16 protein-coding genes are annotated in these 18,806 nt (G+C 60.2%); 8 read left to right on the forward strand and 8 right to left on the reverse strand.

Features of this window, described 5'->3' with window-relative positions:
• Positions 1-3: 3 nt before the first annotated feature.
• Positions 4-996, forward strand: a complete 993-nt coding sequence (locus QVZ43_RS08195) for a 2Fe-2S iron-sulfur cluster-binding protein (protein WP_302909533.1) — start codon at positions 4-6, stop codon at positions 994-996.
• 39 nt (positions 997-1,035) lie between these two features.
• Here the strand turns inward: QVZ43_RS08195 and QVZ43_RS08200 are convergent, their stop codons facing one another.
• The 6 genes from QVZ43_RS08200 to QVZ43_RS08225 all read right to left on the reverse strand — a co-directional run bounded on the left by QVZ43_RS08200 (position 1,036) and on the right by QVZ43_RS08225 (position 7,007).
• Positions 1,036-2,277, reverse strand: coding sequence for a heme biosynthesis HemY N-terminal domain-containing protein (locus QVZ43_RS08200; RefSeq protein ID WP_223795817.1), 1,242 nt, complete (start codon positions 2,275-2,277; stop codon positions 1,036-1,038).
• Positions 2,274-3,407 carry a uroporphyrinogen-III C-methyltransferase gene (locus QVZ43_RS08205; RefSeq protein WP_302909534.1) on the reverse strand — a complete coding sequence of 378 codons (1,134 nt, stop codon included), beginning with the start codon at positions 3,405-3,407 and terminating at the stop codon, positions 2,274-2,276. The genes QVZ43_RS08200 and QVZ43_RS08205 overlap by 4 nt, the downstream gene beginning before the upstream one ends.
• 8 nt (positions 3,408-3,415) lie before the next feature.
• On the reverse strand, positions 3,416-4,228 hold the full coding sequence (locus QVZ43_RS08210) for a uroporphyrinogen-III synthase (RefSeq protein ID WP_302909535.1): 813 nt from the start codon (positions 4,226-4,228) through the stop codon (positions 3,416-3,418).
• A complete protein-coding gene (hemC, locus tag QVZ43_RS08215) occupies positions 4,209-5,150 on the reverse strand; it encodes a hydroxymethylbilane synthase (protein WP_302909536.1) in 942 nt (313 codons plus the stop codon). Before hemC ends, QVZ43_RS08210 begins: the two co-directional genes overlap by 20 nt.
• 92 nt (positions 5,151-5,242) lie before the next feature.
• The gene (locus tag QVZ43_RS08220) at positions 5,243-5,989 is read right to left on the reverse strand and encodes a LytR/AlgR family response regulator transcription factor (RefSeq protein WP_302909537.1); all 747 of its coding nucleotides are present in this window, start codon (positions 5,987-5,989) and stop codon (positions 5,243-5,245) included.
• A 25-nt stretch (positions 5,990-6,014) separates the two neighbouring features.
• On the reverse strand, positions 6,015-7,007 hold the full coding sequence (locus QVZ43_RS08225) for a sensor histidine kinase (RefSeq protein ID WP_302909538.1): 993 nt from the start codon (positions 7,005-7,007) through the stop codon (positions 6,015-6,017).
• Between the two features lie 176 nt (positions 7,008-7,183).
• Here QVZ43_RS08225 and argH point away from each other — a divergent pair, with 176 nt between their 5' ends.
• Entirely contained in the window at positions 7,184-8,602 is a 1,419-nt protein-coding gene (gene argH / locus QVZ43_RS08230) for an argininosuccinate lyase (protein ID WP_302909539.1), read from the forward strand.
• Between the two features lie 26 nt (positions 8,603-8,628).
• Here argH and QVZ43_RS08235 read toward each other — a convergent pair whose 3' ends face one another.
• Positions 8,629-11,064 carry an EAL domain-containing protein gene (locus QVZ43_RS08235; protein ID WP_302909540.1) on the reverse strand — a complete coding sequence of 812 codons (2,436 nt, stop codon included), beginning with the start codon at positions 11,062-11,064 and terminating at the stop codon, positions 8,629-8,631.
• A 352-nt stretch (positions 11,065-11,416) separates the two neighbouring features.
• Here QVZ43_RS08235 and lptM point away from each other — a divergent pair, with 352 nt between their 5' ends.
• The 5 genes from lptM to xerC are packed head-to-tail and all read left to right on the forward strand — an operon-like array spanning position 11,417 to position 15,545.
• Complete coding sequence (gene lptM / locus QVZ43_RS08240) at positions 11,417-11,584, forward strand: LPS translocon maturation chaperone LptM (RefSeq protein WP_223795825.1); 168 nt, start codon at positions 11,417-11,419, stop codon at positions 11,582-11,584.
• Between the two features lie 39 nt (positions 11,585-11,623).
• Positions 11,624-12,874, forward strand: a complete 1,251-nt coding sequence (gene lysA, locus QVZ43_RS08245; protein ID WP_302909541.1) for a diaminopimelate decarboxylase — start codon at positions 11,624-11,626, stop codon at positions 12,872-12,874.
• Between the two features lie 14 nt (positions 12,875-12,888).
• The gene (dapF, locus tag QVZ43_RS08250; RefSeq protein WP_302909542.1) at positions 12,889-13,812 is read left to right on the forward strand and encodes a diaminopimelate epimerase; all 924 of its coding nucleotides are present in this window, start codon (positions 12,889-12,891) and stop codon (positions 13,810-13,812) included.
• A 17-nt stretch (positions 13,813-13,829) separates the two neighbouring features.
• Positions 13,830-14,576: a DUF484 family protein gene (locus QVZ43_RS08255; RefSeq protein ID WP_302909543.1), complete on the forward strand. Its 747-nt coding sequence runs from the start codon at positions 13,830-13,832 to the stop codon at positions 14,574-14,576.
• Positions 14,577-14,591: 15 nt separating this feature from the next.
• Entirely contained in the window at positions 14,592-15,545 is a 954-nt protein-coding gene (xerC, locus tag QVZ43_RS08260; RefSeq protein ID WP_302909544.1) for a tyrosine recombinase XerC, read from the forward strand.
• A 134-nt stretch (positions 15,546-15,679) separates the two neighbouring features.
• On the opposite strand, the gene QVZ43_RS08265 is transcribed toward xerC, so the two are convergent.
• On the reverse strand, positions 15,680-15,913 hold the full coding sequence (locus QVZ43_RS08265) for a DUF2789 domain-containing protein (protein ID WP_223795830.1): 234 nt from the start codon (positions 15,911-15,913) through the stop codon (positions 15,680-15,682).
• 95 nt (positions 15,914-16,008) lie between these two features.
• Between QVZ43_RS08265 and QVZ43_RS08270 the strand changes: the two genes are divergently transcribed.
• Positions 16,009-18,798, forward strand: coding sequence for an ATP-binding protein (locus QVZ43_RS08270; protein ID WP_302909545.1), 2,790 nt, complete (start codon positions 16,009-16,011; stop codon positions 18,796-18,798).
• The last annotated feature ends 8 nt before the right edge of the window (positions 18,799-18,806 follow it).

Consider the following 18,806-nt stretch of genomic DNA (forward strand, 5'->3'; position numbering starts at 1 on the left):
CGGGTGTATCATGTCATTCTTGAGCCTTCCGGGCTTGGTTATCGGGCGGCGCCTGAGGACAACCTGCTCAGTGCCGCCAAGCGGGCGGGCATTGCCGTCCCCGAGGCCTGTCGCAATGGGGTATGCGAAATTTGCGAGGCTCGGGTACGGGCCGGCACCGCCCTGAATACCCGAAATCAACACACAATACAGGTTGGCGAGCGTCTGATGATGTGCAGAAGTCTGCCGCTCGAGAACCTAACTTTGGAGATAGACGCTGTTATGGCAGCCGGAGCGATTCAGCCGAGTAAATTTCAGGCCAGGGTGGTCGATGTGCGATCCATCAATCACGATGTCTATCGTGTCGAGCTCCAGCTCCCGCGGCGACGGGATCTGACCTTCCACGCCGGCCAATATCTGTCGGTGAACCTGCCCGGTGAGGGCCCCAGTTTCTTCTCCATTGCCAGTGGCCCGGCGGCCGAGAATCTGGAGTTGCACATTCAGGCATCCCCGGATTGGGGCTCGGCCCAGAAAGTCATCGACGCCTTGAAACCGGGCGCCGAGGTTTCCCTTGATATGCCCTATGGCAAGGCTTGTCTGGCGGGCGCGCCGAGCAAGTCATTATTTCTGGTTGCTGCGGGCACGGGCTTTGCCCAGATGAAAAGTCTGATGGATTACCTGGGTAGCACGTCCTACGACCAGCCCATCAAGCTTTTCTGGGGAGTGCGTCGCCATGAAGACATGTATCTTCGCTCCATGGCCCAGCAGTGGGAAGCCGACTTGCCCAGCTTTACTTTCCTTCCGGTGGTCGGCGACGACGAGGATAACGACTGGAGCGGCCATCACGACCAGCTTGTACGGGCGGTGCTGGCTGCCGGTGGTGACTGGTCAAACGTAGAGGTACACGCCAGCGGCTCGCCTACCATGGTGTATACCCTGATGGATGCACTGCTGGACGCGGGTTTGCCGGCGGATGCGTTTTTCTCTGATGTACTGGAGTATGCGCCCAGAAACTGATCGGTAGCCGGGCCGGATGATCGGTTCCGGCCCGGTTCCTCAGGCCTTGGGCATCGGCAGTTCCGGCAGACTGTTGTCCTTTGCCAGCCCCTGCATCATCAGTTTGATGCTGACCTCTTCCTCGCCCATGTGAGCATTCAATCGGCTGAGTTCGGCCAGGGTTTCCCTACTCCTGCGCAGATGCAGACTGGTTTCAAAATATTCCCGGGCCTTGCCCCAGAGTTCGTTACGCAGGCTCAGGCGCCCCAGGGCCAGCAACAGCTCGGGATTGTTTGGTCGATCCTTCAGCCACTGTTCGGCCATAATCAGCTGTTCGTCCGGATTCTGACCCTCAATCCGGCCATACAGATTGATCAGCTCATCACTCCAGTGGTTCCGAAGTACCTTGCGTAGCAGAGTTTCGGTTTGGGCCTCGTCGCCCAGGTTTGCCAGCAGTCGGGCGTAGTCCTTGATGGTATGTTCATCCCGGCGCAGATAGCCCGGCAGTTCGTCCCACAGGCGGGTCAGGGGTTCCAGTGACGCGCCAGGGTCATCCTGACGACGCTTCCGACACTCCTCAGCCGCGGTTTCCAGAAGGTTGTGCCACACCTGCCGTTGAAGTTCGTGGAACTCGCTTTCCGGCAAGACATCGTGTTTCTTCAGCTCTGGCAGGAGTCTGGCCAGCTCCTTCCAATCCTCCAGCTTGAGGTAGGTGCTTTTCAGCAGTTTGAGGACGAATGGGTGGTTAGGCGATTGCTTGCGTAGTCTGACGAGCGTCGCCAGTGCCTGTTCGTACCGATTGCCCGCCAGTTGCAACTGCGCCTGGGTGATGCCCACCGCCATGTCTGATCCGGGGGTACTCTCAAAGGCTCTGCGCAGGAGTTCCTCAACACCGTCGTAGTCGCCGCACTCGAAGGAGGCCTGGGCAGCCGCCAGATAGTTAATCAGCGGCGTGTCGGCATTGTTGGCGGAGGTGGTGAGCAGTTTGCGGGCCCGGGGCCAGTTGCCCTCGGCCAGCGCCAACAGTCCGTTGGTGGTGCGCCGCTGGGCCCGGCGCTTGTTGCCTCGGGACAGCCAGCCTTTCACTGCGCCACCGCTGCGGCCCATCCGACGCACGAGGCCGATGAACAGCTGGATGAGCAGAGTGATGACCACCAGCAGGCCCAGCCCAACCCAGAAATTGGTTTCGACAAGGTAGTTGCCAAAGCTGACCCGGATATAGCCCAGGTCGTACTGAAGACCCAATGCCAGACCCGTACCGATCAGCAGCGCAACCAGAAGAATAAGTAACACGCGAATCATGAATTGCCGCCTCCGTTACTGCCTCCGGAGTTCTGTTCCGAGTCGCCTTCCGGCGCCAGGCGGCCTGCCAGACGCTGTTTGAGCAAAGAGAGCGATTTGCTGATGTCCGGCACCTCGGGATCAACGTCCTTGCCCGTCAGTTCAGCCAGGGTCTCTGCCAGGGCGTTCACCCGCGGATGGCTGTCGTCGTACCAGTTATCGATGGTGTCCGTGGCTTTGGTCAGGGCGCGCTCATACAGGGTCTGATTGCCCCTGAGTACGGCCATTTCGGCTTCTTCCAGCATCAGCTGCAGATTCAGACGGGCATAGGCGCTCTGGTCCGGTGACAGCAGCGGTTTGACCGGCTCATCCATACGGCGCACCACCACCACCTGCATCATGGTTTCCTTGAAGTCGTTCCAGGCCAGGTCCAGGGCATCCGGTTCCTCGGTACCTTCTGCTGCCGGTTCTCCGCCATCCTCAATGTTGAAGTCCGGCGCCTGGCTGTTGATCAGAGCCTGATCGGTCAGTTGATGGACGCTCTCGATCGCGGCCTCCAGGGTCAGGTACAGCCCTGTGCGATCCACATCACTGATGCTCTTGAGGCTGAGCATTTCCTTGGCGACTTGCTGGCGTACCGGAAAAACGCCGATGTCATCGGACTCCTTAAGGACCTCATCGGCCGCTTGCAGCGCCGACAGGGCCCCTTTGATGTCCTTTTCAATGATCAGGCGCTGATTGGCGATGCGTAGCAGATACTCGGCCTCGGCAAGGAGCCAGTCAGTGCGGGTGCGGTTGCCGGATTCCAGAAGTTCGCGGGCGTTGTGGTCGATTTGTCGCTGCTGGGTGGCAATCAGTTCGCGCTGTTCGTTCAGCTTGCTCTCCAGGCTTTGCAGGCGTTGGCTCTGTTCGCTGCGCCCGTCGCCCAGGCGATCCGCCATCTGCGAGGTATCAGTTTTGAGGTCTGCCACGGCCTGTATCAGCGCCTGATTGTTGTTCCACTGTTGCCAGTTCCACAACCCCAGTGCGATAGCAGCGACCAGGGCCAGTAACGCAATGAGCCATATCGGCCACAGTCGCGGTCGCGCGGGTTTGTCTTTGGAGATGGGAGCGGGCAGTTGTTCTTTTGCTTCTTCAGTTGTCTCAGTCACGGGCGTCCTTACTTGGCTGAACCGAAGCCACCGTCCCGGCCGTGAAGTTGATCTGCAACACTGGCCACGATGTCAGTATCGGCAAGGCTTCCTGGTATGCACGGATTCACGAACCCTGCTGCTCGGGCCTGCTCGGCGACTCGGGCGGCGGGAACAATCAATAACCTGTCGTGTAGATTATGGCTGCTATTTCCACATAGTGCGATGAGATTGTTCAAGGTTTCGCCAGATAGCGCAATGACAGCGTCCGGAGCGAAGTCCTTGATGGCGCTCTGGATCTCCTGTTCAGTGTGATTCGGAACGCGGCGCTGGTAAAGCGGAAGAGCCGTTACCCTGGCGCCTCGTTGCTCCAGGGTCTGACGGATCAGTTCCCGCCCGTCTTCACCCCGCACCAGCAGCACTTGCTCTCCACTGAATCTGGCCAGGGAGGGCAGCGCCAACAACGCTTCGCTGGTCCAGCCATGGCTGGGTTTGCGGGTGCTGATGCCGTGCCTGGTGAGTACCGAAGCGGTGCCGGAGCCGACCGCGTACCACTGAATGCCCGTAGGTAACTGCGGCCACCAGTTGTCCAGCTCTTCGAGCAGCAGCCGGGCCGCGTAAGGGCTGACAACGATGATGTGGGTGAATTGATCCAGGTTCAGGATCAGGGTGCGCCTCTCGGGTGTTTCGGGCAGGGGCTGGCGTTCAATGAGGGGGAGTGTGCGGGTCTCGGCCCCCGCAGCCCGGAAACATCCGGCCAGGCGTGAGGCTTCCGGTTCCGGCCGGCAAATCAGGATGCGCCGGCCGGTTAGTGGGGCTGAATCAGCGTGGGGTGTGGCCATAAATGTCTGCCAGCACCTTGTCTGCTCCCAGGGCAAGCAGGTCTTCGGCCAGTTCCTTGCCCAGTCGTTCGCCCTCTTTCCGGGGAGCGCGACCTTCCACTCTGAAAATCTGGCTGCCATCAACGGCACCGACCAATCCACGCAGCCAGAGGGTGTCATCCTCTTCCAGTAGCGCGTACGCGGCGATCGGCACCTGGCAGCCGCCTTCCAGCCGGCGGTTCAGGGCACGTTCGGCGGAAACCCGGTCCCAGGTGTCTTCATGGTTCAGCTCGGACAGCATGGCACGCAGTTCCGTGTCATCCAGGCGGCATTCGATGCCCAGCGCGCCCTGACCGACTGCAGGCAGGGAAACGGTATCCGGCATGGAATAACGAATGCGATCGTGGAATCCCAGCCGCTTCAGGCCGGAGCTGGCCAGAACGATGGCGTCAAACTCACCGGCATCCAGCTTGGCCAGGCGGGTGTTGACGTTGCCCCGGAGCACATGGATGTTGAGGTCTGGACGATAGGCCCGAAGCTGGGCCTCCCGTCGCAGGCTGGCGGTGCCGACCACGGCGCCTTCCGGCAGGGCATCGACATTGTCATAGTGATTGCTGACGAAGGCGTCGGTGGGGTCTTCCCGCTCACAGATGGCGACCAGGCCCAGACCGTCCGGGAAGTGCATGGGCACATCCTTCATGGAATGAACGGCCAGGTCCGCCCGACCATCCAGCATGGCTTCTTCCAGCTCTTTGACGAACAGGCCCTTGCCGCCGATCTTGGCCAGGGGAACGTCCAGAATCTTGTCGCCCTGAGTTTTGATTTTCACCAGTTCGACAGTCACGTTGCTGTTCAGGCGCTCGAGTTCGGTCTTGATGAATTCTGCCTGCCAGAGCGCCAGGGCGCTGCTGCGGGTCGCGATGCGAAGAGTTCGTTTGGACATGACTCTCTCAGTCGGTTCGAAATAGGTGGGCCAAGGGTACCTTTTGATGGGCCAAATGTCCCGTGCCGGTGGGTCTTCTGTTCGGGAAAAACCTAGCCCGGCTGATGGTCGTGCAACCACTGGCGCACGCTGCTGGCGTGGCGGCGGCTGACCGGAAGTGCCCCTCGTCCGTCCTTGAGCTCGACCACCGCCTGGCCCTGATCCGTGCGGGTCAGCGCCTGGATAAACCGAACCCCCACCAGGGTCTGCCGGTGGATGCGCAAAAGGTGGCCCGGGTAGGTGCTCTCGAGCTCCTTCAGTGTGTAATCACAGACCGTTTCACCCTGGGTGTGGCGCAGGGTGACGTACTTCTGGTCGGCTTCACAGTAGACGATGTTGACCAGATCAATCAGCTCGGTACCGCGATGGGTCCGCACCGCCAGTTGCTCGTCACTTCCCAGGTTCAGGGCACCGAGGGTCTGGGCCTGAACCCGGTTGACCCGTCCGGCACGGTTGAGGGCGTCGGCCAGCGCTTCCTTCCGGACAGGTTTTAGCAGGTAAGCGATGGCCTGTACCCCGAAGGCCTCGATGGCATAGTGGTCGTACGCGGTACAGAAAATGAGCGCGGGTGGATTGGCCAGCTTTTCGAGCCGGGCGGCCGCCGCCATGCCATCCAGCCCCGGCATGCGGATGTCCAGCAGCATGATGTCCGGCTCCAGCTTAGCTACCTGGGCCAGTGCGCTATCACCATCGGACGCCTCACCGCAAACCTCGTAGCCCGGCAGGGCTTCTACCAGGCGCCGAAGGCGCTCGCGGGCCAGGGGTTCGTCGTCGGCAACCAGGATGCGGCGGTTGGTCATGGCAGTAGGTGGCACCTTTTTCGATTCATAGAGTTGAGCCGGCGCTGGATTGCGATGGCAACTTCCGGCGCGGCAGCCGGAGTGTGACCGTATATGTATCGTTCTGCTGGCTGTGTTTCAACACGGCCGGTTCCCCGAACAGGGCGGCCAGGCGCGACTGGATATTGCCCAGTGCCATACGGTTACCTTCATGCTGACGACCGCTCTGGTCGGGCTTGGGATTTTGCACCAGCAGGTAGACAAACTGGCCCCGGGCCTGTGCTTCGATCCGCACCGTGCCGCCGGCGGCGCAGGGCTGGATGCCGTGGTATATGGCGTTTTCCACCAGTGGCTGCAGAGCCAGCGGTGGAATGGCCTGGTGCTCCAGTCCCGGCGCGATGTCCCATTCCACGTGCAGCCGGTCCCCCAGGCGAAGCGCTTCGATGCCGAGGTAGCGCCGGCACAGCTCGAGCTCGCGCCCCAGTGGCACCAGCTGATCCGTGTTGCGCAGGCTGGCCCGGAACAGTTCGGACAGATCGAGAACGGCTTCTTCGGCCTGTTCCGGATTGATGGCGATGAGGCTGGCTATGGTGTTCATGCTGTTAAACAGGAAGTGAGGCTGAATCCGGGCCTGGAGTGCCGCCAGATGCGCCTGTATTTCCGCCTCCCGTTGTTCCTGCCACTGATGCTGAAGGTAGAAATACCGAAGCACGATCAACACGATCAGCAGTGCCATCAGCATTTTCTTGGCGATGCTTTGCCAGGCAGCCAGATCCTGATTCGGTTGCAGCAGGCTATCGGCGAATAGACTGAAGGCCAGTACGTCCAGCAGGACGATCCCGACAATGCACAGGGTGGCCATGGGAATGGATAACTGGGCCAGTTTCGCCCGGAACACACAGATAAGGGCGGCGCTGGTGAGCGTGGTCCATTGCACGAACAGGGACAGGAGCCCGAAGAAGCTCCAGTCAATCCAGCCGGACTCGGCCTGAACAATGGCCAATACAAGCACCAGCAGTTCGCTGGTCACCAGAAGCATGAAAACGGCCCGCACCCGGCACAGGTCCGGAACGAAAAACTCGTTGGATGTTACTGCCTTGTCGCCTTTCAGGGGTGGCTCCTTACAGGGGTCGGAATGCTATACTCGCGCCACATCCAATGTACCTTATTATTCCCCGCCAGATGATGCCGGGCTGTTTGCAGGAAAGATAGATCATGACGGATCAGAAAAAATCTGAACAGAGCACAACCTCCGAAAAACCCTGGGGTGGACGTTTCAGCGAACCCACCGATGCCTTTGTTGAGCGATTCACCGCATCTGTCGGTTTTGATCAGCGCCTGTACCACCATGACATCACTGGCTCCATTGCCCACGCCACCATGCTTGCCTCGGTCGGTGTTCTGACCGACCAGGAGCGGGATGCCATCATCGAGGGGCTGAACGGGGTTAAGGCGGATATTGAATCCGGAGCGTTCGAGTGGTCGGTCAGCCTGGAAGACGTGCACATGAACGTGGAGGCACGCCTGACCGACCGTATCGGCATCACCGGTAAAAAGCTGCACACCGGTCGCAGCCGGAATGACCAGGTGGCCACCGATATCCGCCTGTATCTGCGGGACGAGATCGATGTGATCGCCGAGGAGCTGACCCGCCTGAAGGCCGGACTGCTGGACCTGGCAGAGCGGGAAGCGGACACCATCATGCCCGGCTTTACCCATCTGCAAACGGCCCAGCCGGTAACCTTTGGTCATCACCTGATGGCCTGGTACGAAATGCTGGTACGTGACGCAGACCGCCTGCAGGACTGCCGCAAGCGGGTGAACGTGATGCCGCTGGGAGCGGCCGCCCTGGCGGGCACGACCTATCCCATTGACCGCGACATGACCGCCCGGTTGCTGGGTTTTGACCGTCCCACTGAAAACTCGCTGGACTCGGTCAGCGACCGGGACTTCGCCATCGAATTCTGCAGCTTTGCGTCCCTGTTGATGACGCATCTGTCCCGGTTCAGTGAGGAGCTGGTCTTGTGGACCTCCGCCCAGTTCGACTTCATCGATTTGCCGGATCGTTTTTGCACTGGTTCCTCCATCATGCCGCAGAAAAAGAATCCGGATGTGCCGGAACTGGTGCGGGGCAAAACCGGCCGTGTGAATGGTCACCTCATCAGTCTGCTCACCCTGATGAAGAGTCAGCCCCTGGCTTACAACAAGGACAACCAGGAAGACAAGGAACCCCTGTTCGATACCGTGGATACCATCAAGGGCTGTCTGAAAGCCTACGCCGACATGATTCCGGCCATTCGCTCCAAGGCTGACAACATGCGTGTGGCCGCCAAACAGGGCTTTTCAACGGCGACCGATCTGGCGGATTACCTGGTCAAGAAAGGGGTGCCGTTCCGGGATGCCCACGAAATCGTTGGCAAGTCCGTCGCCTTCGGTGTGGCGGAAGGTCGGGATCTGTCCGAGATGTCCCTGGAAGAGCTGCGTCAGTTCTCTGATGTCATCGGCGAAGATGTATTTGATGTGTTGACGCTGGAAGGCTCGGTTCAGGCCCGGAACCATCTGGGGGGAACCGCGCCGGAGCAGGTTCGCGCCGCGGTGGCTCGCGCTCGCGCTCGCGCCCGGTTGGCGGGCTGAGTCAGGCAGGATTCCCGGGCGCGGGGTTAACCGCCGATGCGTCCGGTCGTCAGTTGCACGGTTGCTGGCGTCAGTTCAGCCAAGGGTTTCGGGCGGGAAAACCGGAAACCCTGACCGTAATGGATACCCAGGGCACGAACCTTCCGGAGTGTATCTTCACTTTCGATGCAGGTCGCGACGGTGACTTTACCCGCCACTTCGGCGATCCGGTGCAAGGCCTCGACCATCACCTGCTGAACCGGATCTTTCTCCAGATCCTCCACCATCCGGCGGTCCAGTTTGATGATGTCTACCGGCAGCCTGGCGGCCAGACTGTAGCTCTCCACCGAAGCGCCGGCACCGTCCAGGGCCACCCGGCACCCTGCCTTGTGCAGTGCATCACAGAGGACTGCCACCTCATCGGGGTACTGGGTGGCGTGGGCTTCGCGAATTTCAAAGCAGAAACAGTCCGAGTCAAAGGGTGAGTCGTCCAGCAGGCTCTCGATGAAGTCGGCGAAGGTATCGTCCAGTACACTCGCAATCGACAGGTTGAAGCCACAGTACTTGAGTCGGGGTTCCAGCAGGGACTGAGAATTCAGCCAGATGAAGGTCTGTCGGATAACCTGACGGTCCAGGCGCTTGGCCAGATCAAAGCGCTCAGCAATGGGCAGGAACTGATCCGGTCCAAGGGTGTCCTGGGTGGCATTGTTGGCAGGGATCCGGGCCAGGATTTCAATATGATCGCCCCAGGTAGCGCTGGCAATCGGTTTGAAGGACTGGAACTCGAGAATCAGTCGTTCGTTGTCCAGTGCCTCGCGAATCTGTTCCGCTTCCTTCCAGGCTTCGCTCTCGTCGACATGCTCTCCTGCGGCGCGAGCTGTGTGAATCCGGTTGCGGCCGGAAATCTTGGCGGTATGGCACAGGTCTGCGGCCTGGCTGAGCAAGAGCTCCGGATCATTCGGCGCATCGTTGTCCATGATAAGCAGCCCGCCGGACGCCGTTGTTTGAAGGCTTTCGCCTTGCCACTGGAATACAAACTCGGATATGGCATCGAGAATGTTGTCGGCGATTTTCCGGGCCCGGGACTCGGGACAGTTTTCAATCAGCAGGACAAAGGTATCGCCCGAAAGGCGTGACAGCGCGTCTCTCTGGCGCACGCGAATGCCCAGATTGCCTGCCAGTTCCCGCAGGTAACGGTCGCAGGTGCCACTGCCGGTCAGGTCGTTGAAACGCTCGAACTTGTCCAGGTCCAGGTAGAGCAGGCTATCGCAGGATTCCCGGTGGGTCTTGTGTTCCAGTGTCCTGAGCAGGCGGGCAATGAAGGCTCGACGGTTCATAAGGCCGGTCACCGGGTCGTGCCGGATACGGTATTCGCTGCTGGCGCTGTGGCTGGCTCGAGGGGCAATCTCCCGCCCGACATGGACTGCGCCGATGGGATCGCCCTGATCATTGGTCAGGCGCTGGTAATGGAATTCGTAGACCGGTAATTCCCGATTTTGTTGGGCCAGTGGCATTTCCACCACGAAGTTGTCCCGGTCAAAGGCTCGTTGCCACAGGCGCTCAATCAGCCGTCGTTCGTTGGGATGCTCGGTAAGCAGGCTTGTCAGACTGTCGCCCGGTCGAGGTCGGACACCGAAGATGGTTTCGAATTGCTGCACAAAGGCGTGGTTGCAATGCAGTAAGTTGAGCTTGAGATCAACCGCCGCGACGACATCCGGCGTGGACTGGGTCGTGGCTGCCAGGATCCGTTCGGCATCCCGGCGGGCCAGATCCCTTTGCATTTCCCGGGTGCGATCCACAAGCGTACCGCCGACCCGGCCGGATTGCTTGAGAGCACGACCATGAATGGTTACGCGTCGGACGTTCTGTCGGGAGGTCAGGATGTCCAGGTCCAGCGAAAACGACCGGCCGGTTTGAATGCAGCGGCGAAACATGGCCCGAACCCGGGGCTGGCCCGTCTGACAATAAAACAGGGCCTGCTCCGGGGTGAGTTCTGTGTCAGTGCGCAGCTCCAGCAATTTGAACAGCCCATCGGTCCAGGTCATTTCGTTGTTCTGGGAATCCAGCTCCCAGATACCGGCGCTGGCGGTGTCCTCGGCCAGTTTAAGCAGGAGGGGGTCGATGGAGGCAATATCCCGGTGGGAAATAGTGGCAGAGGCGGCGGTGTCCGAATCCCGCATGCTCACACGCATGCTCAGGCTGGCCGTGAAGAAGAATCCCTCCTTGTGCCGGAAGGTCACCAGAACGTTCTGGCCCCTCTCAATCCGGTTCCAGTTAGACGGCACGAAAGGGTCGTCCTGCCTGGATGCGAGGATGCCGTGAACAGGTCGCCCCTGCAGCTCCCGGGCGTCGTAGCCCAATACTGATTCGACGTATCGGTCGGCGAACATCACCTTGCCTTCGTCGTCGATACGCAACAGGGTTCTTCGGTCGGAATTCTGCGACAGGTCTGCTCTATGGCGACGGATGACGAACTCTTTCACGATGGATGAGCCTCGGTAATCTCGGTGTCGGATGTGCCGGTGATCTGGCGAGCGTGACAATATGTTTTTATTTTTCTGGGGGATGCCACGATTCAGCACACATAATACTGATCCTGTCGCTGAAAAGAACCTCTCCTGAGTACCGTTTTGTCTGTCCTCATGCCCCGATCATCCTCGATTTTGACGAGGGGCTTGGTTGTATTGCGCTCCTGCGCCTCTCGAGATCGGTTGCCGGTATGGGACGAACAGGATGAGATCGTTCCTCCCTGTTCGCCAGCTTGCGATCGTGGCCTCGCCCGGCAGGATGCCTGTCGGGTATACTCGGGCGAAAACACATTCAGAGGTTGCAGGAATGCGCGCCACCATTCTTTTGTTGGTCAGTCTGGCCCTAACGCCGGTGCTTTATGGCTGCGGCCAGAAAGGCGACCTGTATCTGCAGGATTCGGTTCCGTCCGATGAGCGTGCCGGGACCGGAACGTATGGCCAGCCAGCGCGCGATAACGAAGACACTGAACGTTAGTCCGTCACCTCTGTACCTGTAGGACGATGTAGGGAAGCCATGGATTACTTCAATTACCGCGACGGTGAACTGTTCGCCGAGGATCTGCCTGTCTCAGAGATTGCCGAGCGTTTCGGAACGCCGGCCTACGTGTACTCCAGGGCCACCCTGGAGCGCCATTACCGTGCCTATGACCAGGCTTTGAGCGGTCGGCCACATCTGGTCTGCTACGCGGTCAAAGCCAACAGCAACCTGGCGGTGCTGAACGTGCTGGCTCGCCTGGGTGCTGGCTTCGATATCGTTTCCGCCGGGGAGCTGGAACGGGTGCTCCGGGCCGGCGGATCGGCCGCCAAGGTGGTGTTTTCCGGCGTCGGCAAGCAGGAATGGGAAATGAAACGCGCCCTGGAAGCCGGCGTGCGCTGTTTTAATGTGGAGTCCGACACCGAACTGGACCGGCTGAATGCTGTGGCCGGCGAGCTGGGCGTGCGTGCGCCGGTGTCCCTGAGGGTGAATCCGGATGTGGATGCCGGTACCCATCCCTACATTTCTACCGGCCTGAAAGAGAACAAGTTCGGCATCGATATCGCGGAGGCGCCCGGGGTGTACGCGCGGGCCAGCAAGCTGCCGAATCTGGACCTTATCGGTGTCGACTGTCACATAGGATCGCAACTGACCTCTGTGGAACCTTTCCTGGATGCGCTGGACCGGGTGATGGCACTGATCGATAGCCTGGCGGAGCAGGGCATTGTCATCCGGCATCTGGATATGGGCGGTGGCCTTGGCGTCACTTACGATCAGGAACAGCCGCCCCAGCCGTCGGATTACGTCCGCGCTCTGGCAGAGCACCTTGGTGACCGGGAGCTGGAGCTGGTGGTGGAGCCGGGCCGGTCGATCGCGGCGAACGCGGGTATCCTGCTGACGCGGGTCGAATTTTTGAAATGCACCGAGCACAAGAATTTTGCCGTAATCGATGCGGCCATGAACGATCTGATTCGCCCGGCTCTGTACAGCGCCTGGCAGGCGATTATACCGGCGAAGCCACGTCAGGACGGTGCAGAAAAGAACTGGGACCTGGTTGGGCCTGTGTGCGAAACCGGTGATTTCCTGGGCAAGGACCGCAGCCTCAGCCTGCAGCCGGGTGACTTGCTGGCGGTGCGATCGGCGGGTGCCTACGGATTCGTGATGAGCTCCAACTACAACTCCCGTAACCGTCCTCCCGAGCTGATGGTGGATGGCAATCAGGTGCACGTGGTTCGGCGACGGGAAACCCTCGACGACCAGCTGGCACCCGAGAGTTGTCTGCCGGAATGAGGGAGTCGCGGGACATGAGTCAGCACCGACGTGGGCAGGGACAGGGCGCAGCGTTGCGTTTCACCAAGATGCACGGCCTGGGCAACGATTTCATGGTGGTGGACGCCATCAGCCAGCCGTTTCGCCTGCGCCCGGAGATGATTCGCAAACTTTCCGACCGGAACTTCGGCATCGGATTTGACCAGCTGCTGGTGGTAGAACCGCCGGGTCTGCCAGACGTGGATTTTCGCTACCGTATTTTTAATGCCGATGGTTCCGAGGTGGAGCAGTGCGGAAACGGCGCCCGTTGTTTCGCCAGCTTCGTCCGGGACCAGCGTCTGACCAACAAGAAGGTGATTCGGGTTCAGACCGCTAAGGGCGTGATCGAGCTGCGACTGGGCAAGCAGGGCATGGTGACCGTGAACATGGGGGTGCCGGAGATGAATCCCCCGGCCATTCCATTTGCCGCGGATCAGCAGAAAACCGTATACACCGTGGAAGTGGACGGCCAGACCGTCGAGCTGAGTGCCGTATCCATGGGCAACCCCCACGGTGTCCTGGTAGTGGATAATGTCGACACGGCGCCGGTGGAAACCCTGGGCCCGTTGCTCGAATCCCACCCCCGTTTTCCCGCCAAAGCCAACATCGGTTTCCTGCAGGTCATTGATCGCAAGCGTGCCCGCTTGCGTGTCTATGAACGGGGTGCCGGGGAAACGCTCGCCTGTGGATCCGGGGCTTGTGCCGCAGTGGTGGCCGGTTGCCTCCGGGGGCTGCTGGATAGCCGGGTCGAGGTCGAACTGCGCGGTGGCCGGCTGGTCATCGAATGGCAGGGGGAAGGGGCCCCTGTTATGATGGATGGTCCTGCAACCACGGTCTTTGAAGGCCAGATGCGACTGCCGGGTGGAGACAAACCGGGCCGTCGTCCGAAACACGGAAAGCCCGCACGAAAACGGTCCTGACCGTCAGGAGACACAGAATGACAGAACAGACGGCCCACCAGAAGGCCGATGACATTACCCGCGAACAGGTGGTCCAGTACCTGAAAGACAATCCTGACTTCTTCGTCGGTCAGGACGACCTGCTGCGCGGATTGACGCTGCCACACGACAGTGGCCGGGCCATTTCCCTGGTGGAGCGACAGGTGCACCTGTTCCGCGAACAGCGGGATATGCTCCAGGGTGAGCTGGGCGAACTGGTGTCCATTGCCCGCCAGAATGACCGTCTGTTCGAGAAGAGCAAGCGAATGCTGCTGCAGGTGATTGAGGCGCGTAACGTCAATGATATGGCGGCGGTGATTGATGACAGCATCCGGGGCGATTTCGGCCTCGATGCGGCGTCGGTCTTGCTCTTCACCGACAGCGACTTGCCTGAGGTATCGCAAGGCGCGCTGCATGTGGTCAGTCCGCAGGACGCCCGGGAACGCCTGGGTAGTCTTCTGGAAGGTGACCGTGCCGTATGCGGCCAGTTCCGCGAGAACGAGCGGGAATTCCTGTTCCCCGACCGGGACGATCCCATCGCCTCGGTTGCGCTGGTGCCCCTGCGCAGCCAGGGCCTGGTTGGCGTGTTTGCGGTGGGGAGTTGCGAACCGGGTTACTTCGATCAGAGCATGGGGTCCATGTTCCTGAGCTATATCAGCGATACCCTCAGTCGCTTGCTGCCACCCATGCTTGAACGCCACAGCACGGTGGTGGAGACCACCGGGCGGACAGCGGAGAACTCTTGAGTGCCCGGGGAGCAGATGGCTGATAGCCTGCCGGTATCCCTGGCTGCCCCTCTGACTGACTTCATTCAGCATCTGGCCTCGGAAACCCGTCACTCCCAGCGCACCTGCGACAGTTACCGGAGGGATTTGGATCGTCTGGCGGGCTGGCTCCATCAGCGCCAGTTTGACCAGTGGCATCGACTCAACGCCCATGACGTTCGACGCTATGCCGCCGACCTGGCCCGGCAAGGTCTGAGCGGCCGCAGTATCGCCCGCCACCTGTCGTCGATCCGGCGCTTTTACCGGTTCCTGGTGCGGGAAAAACTGGCCACCGATAATCCAGCCCTGGATATACGAGCCCCCAAGAGCGGCCGTCGGCTGCCCAAGGTTGCGGACGTGGACCAGGTGAACCACCTCCTTGATGCCAACCCCGACGATCCCCTCGAAGTGCGTGATCTGTGCATGTTTGAACTGATCTATTCATCCGGTCTGCGTCTGTCTGAGCTGGCTGGGCTGAATGTGGATTCGGTGGATCTTCGAGGTGGCCAGTTACGCGTTTTGGGTAAGGGTGGCAAGGAGCGGGATCTCCCTGTTGGCCGCAAGGCCGTCGCGGCGATCCAGGCCTGGTTGCCGGTGCGAGCCGGACTGACTGGAGACGCGGAACCGGCGCTGTTTGTCAGTCAGCGCGGTGACCGCCTCAGCCATCGAAGTATCCAGTCGCGCCTGAGTCGGTGGGGTGTGGTGAAAGGGGCCGACCAGAGATTGCATCCTCATATGCTACGGCACTCCTTCGCCAGCCACATGCTGGAATCCAGTGGCGATCTGAGGGCGGTACAGGAATTGCTCGGTCACGCGGATATCGCAACCACCCAGGTATATACCCATCTGGATTTCCAGCACCTGGCCCGGGTGTATGACCAGAGCCATCCGCGGGCTCGCAGACGTCGGCAGGACCAGCACTCTGGCCCGGGCTGTGAGGATCGGAAATAGGTGATGATCAGAACGATCGCAATCGATGTGCGGTCTCAGGGTCTTCAGGCGTTTACGATGCCCTTGCTTCCGTCCAGGGCGATTGTCCACTCAGCGGATACCGGCAAAGACTCGGTTGTGATTGAATCGGTGTCTCAATGACGCATTCTGGCATCCAGTTCATCAATTATTTCAGCCCAGTCGCTGTCCTGCTCCAGGCCTTCCTCCAGAAAGTTGGACTGGCTTTCGGACCAGAAGGGCGCATCCTGGATCGCGGTGCCGGCCGGGAGCGGCGAGTGCTCGCTGATGAACTGATCCACACTGGCCTCATCGGAAGGCAGTCCCAGTTGCTCAAACAGGGTATTGATAGTGTGCTTGCTGGTATCCATGACTACGGCGCTCCCGACGTTGTTTGCCCGAATGAAATTGTCTCTGATTGCAGGTATGGTTCCCTGAAATGTAGCGGAACCCTTAAGGATATCCAGTGAAGGCCGCGCTTCCACTTTTGTTGCTTTGTCTGTTGTCTCTGGCCAGCGCATCGTTGCGGGCGGATCCTCCGCAGCAGTCCCCTGCGCCGGTGCTTGGCAGCGACGATCTGGACTGGCTGGATACGAAGGAAAGTTTTCGGATTGGCATACGGGAGCCGCGGGTCCCGCTGATGTTTGATATCGGCGATGGCACCATGGCCGGTATCTTCGTCGATTACCTGGACCGGCTTTCGGAAAAGCTGGATAAGCCGGTAGAGGCCGTCGTTGTCGGAGGCACAGGTGGTGTTGAGGTCCCGTCGGTCGACGCTCTGTTAACCGCCCGCCTGCCCGATACGCCGGTGCCCCCAGGCCAGAAGGTCACCGAACCCCTGATGTCACTGACCTACGGTCTGTTCATCGGTGCCGGAGACCTGGCCATCCGAGGTCTTGAGGATCTGGAGAACACCCGGATCGCGATCATCGAGACGGACCCGAACCAGTTCCCCATGCTGGACCCGGTGCAGAACTTCACGCCGGTGGAAGTGAAAAACCTGAGCGAGGCGGTCAGCAGTGTGCTCTCTGGCCGGGCTGACGCGTTTCTCGGACCGGTGCTGGTGGTGTCGGAGTATCTCCAGTCGGCGATGATCGACGGAATCGGCTTGTCGGAATTGCTGGATGAGCGCACTGCAGATGTGGTGCTGCAGGTGGATGCCGACAAGGATCAGCTGTTCCGGGTTCTGGAACAGGCCGTTCTGGCCATCAATCATTACGAGCACCGCACCATCCGGCATTCCTGGCTACAGACTGATGTGCCCGCCCTGGAGCGGAACGGTTTTGAGCTGTCTGGCGCCGACCAGGACTGGTTAAAACGCAATGAGGATCTTCGGGTGGCATTCCGATCCGATTGGCCACCCTTCGAATTCGCCCAGGATGGTCGTCCGGGAGGCCTCGTGGCCGACCTGATGACCCGGCTGGAAAGCAAACTCAACCTGCGCTTTGAGCGGACCCTGGTATCGGATCGCATGACCGCAGAGGAGCAGTTGCGGGATGGTACGGTGGATATTCTCCCCGGACTGGCCCGGACGCCTCGCAACGAACAGGATTTTCTGTTCACCCGGGCTTATCTGACGGTCCCCATTGCCCTCGCGATACGGGACGAGGGTCGGTTTATTGGTGACTTACGGGAGATTCAGGGGGAACGTGTTGGTGTGGTTAATCGCCACGCGGCACACGATTACCTGCTGATCAACCATCCGGAACTGAACCTGTTCCCGGTCAGCACGGTGGAAGAGGGGCTGCTGGCTCTGTCCAATGGCGACCTGGATGTGATGGTGACGCACATTCCGGCGGTCAGTTACACCGTCGCGAGGCTCGGCCTGGCGAATCTCAGGATCACCAGTATCACGCCTTATGCTTACGACCTGCGGTTGGCGGTTAAGGCCGACCGGCCCGATCTGCACCGAATCCTGAATCAGACGCTCAACAGCCTGGATGCCAGCGAAACCGAGGCCATCTACAACCAGTGGATCAACCTGGATATCGAGCAGGAACCGGACTACACCGTCGTGCGGCGGGTGATTCTGATAGCCATCGTGGTGGTACTGATCTTCCTGTACTGGAACCGCAAGCTGTCGCGGGAGGTGGATGAGCGAATCCGGTCCGAGAACGCCCTGCGCCGCAGTGAAGACGAACTCCGGGCCGCCAAACTGGAGGCTGAACGCCTGGCCCGGGAAGCTGAGGCAGCGAGTCGCGCCAAGAGTGAATTCCTGGCCAACATGTCCCACGAAATCCGCACCCCCATGAATGCGGTGATCGGATACAGCGACTTGCTGACCAATACCGTCAAGGATCCCCAGCAGCGCAACTACCTGGAGGCGATCCGGGCGGGCAGCCGCAGCCTGTTGATGCTGATCAACGACATCCTCGATTTGTCCCGCATAGAGGCCGGTAAACTTCGTCTCGATTATTCGGCGGTGTCCCTGCGCCGTATGCTGGATGACGTTCGGCACATCTTCGATCTGCGTGCCCGGGAACAGGAAATTTCCCTGGAAGTGAGCGTTGACTCGGCCATGCCCGCGGCGATGATGCTGGACGAAACGCGGCTGAGGCAGGTGCTGTTTAATCTGGTGGGCAATGCCATCAAGTTCACCCACGAAGGCGGTGTGACGGTTCGGGCAACAGCAACGCCTCTGGAGTCAGCCGGGGAAGAGGAGAACCCTGACTCCCCCACGCCCGATATACAGCGGTATCGTCTGGTGATTACCGTAAAAGACACCGGCATCGGCGTGCCGGAAGACCAGAGGGAACGCATTTTTGAAGCCTTTGAACAACGCGAAGGCCAGAACACACGCCGCTATGGAGGTACAGGCCTTGGGCTGGCCATCAGCCGAAAACTGGTGCGTATGATGGGGGGCGAGCTGGAAGTCGAGAGCGAAGCCAACGTCGGCTCTGTGTTTACTGTGGTGTTGCCTGAGGTCGCCGCGACCGGTGAAATAGTCGAAGATCCGGGTAAGCCGAAAGAAGCGGAGACTCTGCTCGCCCAGGAGCTGAGTATTCAGGAACGTGGCTGGTTGCGTGAACAGTTGGCCAAGGACTTCGGCGATGAGTGGCAGGATGTCAGGGAGAGCGGAGACCCGGAGGCTATGAAAGACTTTGCCCGGCGGGTGCTGGCCTGGGGGCAGCGTTTCCGGTCACCGTCGGTGACCCAGTACGGGGAAAAGCTGCTGGCCGATGTGGAGGCGTTCAACCTGGATGCGGTCAACGGTGCGCTGGATGTGTTCCCGAGATTGCTGGGACGAGAGAACTAGAGGCGAAG

The sequence above is a fragment of the Marinobacter suaedae genome (genome assembly GCF_030519635.1).
In the GTDB taxonomy this organism is placed as follows: domain Bacteria; phylum Pseudomonadota; class Gammaproteobacteria; order Pseudomonadales; family Oleiphilaceae; genus Marinobacter; species Marinobacter suaedae.